Below are 2,997 nucleotides of genomic sequence, written 5' to 3' on the forward strand. Positions count from 1 at the left end.
GACAAGGCAAGTTCTTCTAATTCTTTCAGGCGTTTGATGTAACTTTCTACCACTTCGCGTCTAGCTCCCGGACGTGCACCAGAGATGGCATCACAAGCCTGGATGATTGGCGAAATCATGGAAGTCATTTCAATTTCATCATGGTGGGCGCCAATAGCATTACAAATTTCAGGATGTTCCTTATATTTTTCTGCTAATTGCATCCCTAAGATTGCGTGAGGCAATTCTGGATTGTCATCAGGCACTTTACCTATATCATGAAGTAAACCTGCTCTTTTAGCCATCTTGGCATTTAAGCCCAGCTCTGCAGCCATGGTTGCACAGAAATTAGCAACCTCACGGGAGTGATGTAATAAGTTCTGTCCGTAAGAAGAACGGTAACGCATACGACCAACCATTCTGATCAGTTCAGGGTGTAAACCATGGATACCAAGGTCAATTACTGTACGTTCACCAATCTCTACAATTTCCTCCTCAATCTGTTTCTTGGTTTTAGCCACCACCTCTTCAATACGTGCAGGGTGAATACGGCCGTCTGTTACCAAACGGTGTAAGGCTAAACGGGCAATCTCTCTTCTTACCGGGTCAAAACCAGATAAGATAATGGCTTCAGGGGTATCATCAACAATAATCTCAATGCCTGTAGCTGCTTCAAGCGCACGAATGTTTCTACCCTCTCTACCAATTACACGACCTTTAATTTCGTCGCTTTCAATATGGAAAATAGATACTGTATTTTCAATAGCCGCTTCAACAGCTGTACGCTGTATAGTTTGGATAACGACTTTTTTAGCTTCTTTTGTGGCAGTCAGTTTAGCTTCGTCAACAATGTCCTTCACCTGGATCATTGCCTGAGATCTAGCCTCTTCTTTCATATTCTCTACCAATTGGTTTTTAGCTTCTTCAGCACTCAAACCAGCAATAGCTTCCAGTTGTTTAACATGTTGAGTTTTCAACAAGTCAACATCTTCCTGTTTTTTAATCGCAATTTCTGTTTGTTTCTCCAGGTGTTTTTTCTGGTTATCTAACTCCTGCTCTTTGCGGTTTACGTTTTCCATGCGCTGGTTAAGGCTTTGCTCTTTTTGCTTAACCGCATTCTCACGTTGGTTGATCTGGTTATTCTTTGTATTTACTTCCTGCTCATGATCTGCTTTCAACGACAGGAACTTTTCTTTAGCTTCCAGTAAACGATCTTTTTTTAAGATGTCCGCACTTATTTCTGCGTCTTTTAACATCTTTTTAATCTTTGTTTGTGCAGCAACTTCCTGTTTCTTCAGTAAAGTGCGCAACAGGTATCTTCCAATGGCTATACCGATAGCCAGGCCGGCAAGCACATACCCTATTATTCCAACTATTTCCATTTCTCTTGTATAAAAAAACCGTAATTAAATATTAAGTTTTCATGTGCTGGAGCGTAAATACTGCTGTATCGAAAAGAAGACCCCTTCAAAACGACAGCAGTGTAACTCATACCCTTGAAACTTAAGATTTAACCACGGTTAATATCTTTTTTGCTATAAAGAACGATTTATTTTGAGAAAAAATCCGTCAATAAACTATCTAGTTCTTCCACTTTATCAGCTACCGCAGTGTCCTCAACCTGGACTTTATTTTCCACTCTTAACACAGCCGTTGCATAATGCAATACCGCCATAGAGAGCAAATCCTGTTTATCTCTTACCGCATAATTCTCCTGGTAATCTTTTATGCGTTCGTTAATAATCTTGGCTGCGCGCCTTACAATTTCTTCCTCTTCCGTACTCACCTTTAAAGGATAAATACGATCAGAAATAGTTATTTTTATCGAGATTTCTCCCATTTTTTAGCTTTGTTTCAATTTTAGGGTAGTCATTACTTTTTAAGCAACACAACACACTTGTCAATCTCACGCACAAAATCGTTAATTTTTTGCTTTATATCAAGCGACTTCTCACTTGTTCCCTCAATGCTCTTGGCTAATTTAAGTACACGCAGCTTTTCTTCCAGTGCGACGTTCTTGTTTTTAGCCTCCTCAAGGTTGGTCTTTACGAATTGATTTTCAAGCTTTAATAAGTCATTTTCTTCTTGTAAGGCATTACATAACGCAATAAGCCGCGTTGTCTTTTGTACTACCGAATTTAATTGTTCTGCAACCGAAGTCATGTTATTAAACTTTAATTTTATTCAAAATCCCTATAAATAAATTATTTTCTGATCTCTGCTTTCGCTGTTTGCGCTAAGTTATATATAATCTTTTGCATAACAGCATCAATTTGCTTATCGGTTAACGTTTGCTCCTCGTCCTGTAGGGTAAAGTTCAATGCGTATGATTTTTTACCTTCTGGTAATTTGTCACCTAAATAAACATCAAACACCTGTACATTCTTGATCAATCGCTTTTCCGTTTTAAAAGCAATAGTCTTCAAGTCATCAAAAGTCACATTTAAATCTACCAACATCGAAAGATCTCTTCGCACTGCAGGGTATTTAGGAACGTCCTTGTTGACTACTTTATTCTTTTTAACCATCGTTAACAATAAGGCCCAGTCAAAGTCTGCATAAAATACAGCTTTGTTAACGTCAGCTTTCTTTTGGTCTGCTGCAGTAACTGCACCAAAGCTAACTACGGTTTTATCACCTCGGTAATACCTGATGCCATAAGCGAAATCCTCATTGCTGATCTCTTCGCTCTGTAAGTTAGCCACACCTAATCTTGCCAGTACAGCATCTACAGCAGCTTTGATATTGTAGAAACTAACCGGACTGCTTTGGTGATTCCAATGCTCAGGATGTGTAGCTCCTGATAAGATCATCAATAAACGTGGGCGTTCTACATATTTCTCATTCACCAAATGGTAGGTTTTACCGAACTCATAAAACTTAACATCAGGGTTTTTCCTGTTTTGGTTATAGGCTACACTCTCTAAAGCAGGCATCAACAAACTCTGACGCATTACATTTAAATCTGAACTTAATGGATTTAAAATTTTAACGGCCTCCTCCAAGTTTTTAGAATAA

At 38.8% G+C, this 2,997-nt stretch carries 3 protein-coding genes and 1 pseudogene; all 4 read right to left on the reverse strand.

The window, feature by feature from the left end; genetic code table 11:
• A partial coding sequence (rny, locus tag ACR2F7_RS04895) for a ribonuclease Y (protein ID WP_432712473.1) occupies window positions 1-1,361 on the reverse strand: 1,361 nt, incomplete at its 3' end.
• A 167-nt stretch (window positions 1,362-1,528) separates the two neighbouring features.
• Entirely contained in the window at window positions 1,529-1,819 is a 291-nt protein-coding gene (locus tag ACR2F7_RS04900; RefSeq protein ID WP_432712474.1) for a cell division protein ZapA, read from the reverse strand.
• A gap of 32 nt (window positions 1,820-1,851) precedes the next feature.
• A complete protein-coding gene (locus tag ACR2F7_RS04905; RefSeq protein WP_432712475.1) occupies window positions 1,852-2,142 on the reverse strand; it encodes a hypothetical protein in 291 nt (96 codons plus the stop codon).
• Window positions 2,143-2,183: 41 nt separating this feature from the next.
• Window positions 2,184-2,997: pseudogene (locus ACR2F7_RS04910) on the reverse strand (phenylalanine--tRNA ligase subunit beta); the annotation flags it as partial.

The organism is Pedobacter sp. (assembly GCF_045628745.1).
In the GTDB taxonomy this organism is placed as follows: domain Bacteria; phylum Bacteroidota; class Bacteroidia; order Sphingobacteriales; family Sphingobacteriaceae; genus Pedobacter.

What these genes read in the sequence shown, in the direction of transcription:
- ACR2F7_RS04900 (WP_432712474.1), bottom strand. Translation starts at nt 1,819, where the DNA reads ATGGGAGAAATCTCGATAAAAATAACTATTTCTGATCGTATTTATCCT.
- ACR2F7_RS04905 (WP_432712475.1), bottom strand. Translation starts at nt 2,142, where the DNA reads ATGACTTCGGTTGCAGAACAATTAAATTCGGTAGTACAAAAGACAACG.